The following is a 1,769-nucleotide window of genomic DNA, read 5'->3' on the forward strand; positions in this document are numbered from 1 at the left end:
GACGCCCGGCGCGCTTGACGACACCGACCCCTGGGTGGCGCGGCTCGACGCGATCGCGAGCAAGGCGCGGGAGGCGCCGACGGCGCCCGCAAGCCCTGATGAAGATCGGGTCGGCACCATCACCCGCCTCACCATCGCCGCTGATTTCGCGGAGGCGCTGAAGCAGGTAATGCGTGGCCTCGATGCGCTCCGCTCGCCTGTTTCGAGACCGTCCCGTGAACGACAGCAGCCGGCGCTCGTGGTGCATCGCGACTACCATGCCGCCTGGCGCAACGCCGTGCGCGCCGCACTCGCCACGCTTCTGGTGGCGGCCTTCTGGCTCACGACCAAATGGTCGGAGGCCGCGGGCACCGTCATCCTCGTCGCCGTCGTTTCCAGCCTGTTCGCAGCGCGCCCCGATCCGGTCCAGTCCGCTTGGGGTTTCTTCACGGGAACGCTGCTCGCGCTGCCCTTCGCCTTCCTTGTCGGCCAGGTCGCCTTGCCGGCGCTGCCCGGCTTCGGCTGGTTCACGCTCTTTGTCGTGCCGATCATGGTGCCGGCGGCGCTCGGCATGGCCAATCCGCGCCATGTCGGCGTCGCCACCGCCTTCGCCATCAACTTCCTCGCTTTCCTCAGCCCGCACCAGCTGATGACCTATGATCCAGGCCCGTTTTTCGCCGGATCGGCGTCGATCCTGGTCGGCATCCTGATTGCCATCGGCGTCTTCATCATCGTGCTGCCGGCCAATCCTTGGGTCACCGTGGAGCGCATCTCGCAGGCGATGCGCGAGGACCTGGCGCGCCTTTGCCTGCACGAACGCATCCCCCGCCGTTCGGCCTTCGAAAGCCTGGCCTATGACCGGATCAACCAGTTGATGCCGCAGCTGCAGCAGACAGGCAGGAAGGGCGATCCCACCTTGGGCGGCAGCATCGCAGCCGTCACCGTTGGGCTAGAAGTGCTGCGGCTGCGCGGTGCGCAGCTGAATTCCGCGATCCCGCACGAAACGATGGAATCGCTCGGCAATTTCCTGCGCGGCCTGGCGCGGGAATTGCTGTTCAGGAGACATGGCGAGCCGCAGACGTCGACCGTTGCCGTGGCGAGGCAATACGCGGCCAGCATCGCCGATCGCAGCGACCGGCCCGAAATGCTGCTGATCGCCGCCTCGCTGCGCATCATCGCCGCAGCGATGGAGGACTATCCGGATTTCTTCGCGAAAGGCCGCGCCTAGACAGCACAGGGCGTGTCGAGATTCAGGTCAGGTCGTGTCGAAAATGGTGGCTTCCGAGAACCGGAGCGGAGCGTACTTTTGCGTACGTGAGCACCGGAAGCGCAGGAAGGCGCCATTTGCAGGCCGGCCTCACCTGAATACCGACATGCCCTAAGCCGCCGCGATGGCCAGCGCATGCCCGCGCGCGTTCTCGCGCAGCGCGTCGAGATGGATCGACTTGACCAGCCCGGCCAAGTCGCCCTCGGCCGATTGCCCGCCGAGTTCCTTCAGCATCAGCCAGCTCACTTCCTGCACCCCGGCGACGCGTTTGCCGTTGGCTACCTCACGCCAGACCTTCAGCGCCCGCAGGATGATGCCGTGGGTGACGGCGGCGAGGCCGGCGCTGCGGAACAGCGCCTGCAGCGCCACGTCGTGCCCGCCGGCCAGCAGCGCCCTCACCCGCTGCTCGGACTGCTGGGCAAGTGCTACCAGCGTCGAGCCGAAGAAGTCGACCTTGCCATGCGCGATGGTGCGGATGATGAAGCCCGCGGTGAGATCGCCGCGCAGCCGCAGGTGCTCGATC

2 protein-coding genes are annotated in these 1,769 nt (G+C 67.0%); one reads left to right on the forward strand and one right to left on the reverse strand.

Annotated elements, in window-relative coordinates:
* Positions 1-1,207: FUSC family protein (locus DH10_RS33995; protein WP_192385837.1), on the forward strand; the 1,207-nt coding region annotated here is incomplete at its 5' end.
* Positions 1,208-1,357: 150 nt separating this feature from the next.
* On the opposite strand, the gene DH10_RS34000 is transcribed toward DH10_RS33995, so the two are convergent.
* A partial coding sequence (locus tag DH10_RS34000) for a DUF2336 domain-containing protein (RefSeq protein ID WP_192385838.1) occupies positions 1,358-1,769 on the reverse strand: 412 nt, incomplete at its 5' end.

Source organism: Mesorhizobium silamurunense, assembly GCF_014843825.1.
Lineage (GTDB): Bacteria > Pseudomonadota > Alphaproteobacteria > Rhizobiales > Rhizobiaceae > Mesorhizobium > Mesorhizobium silamurunense.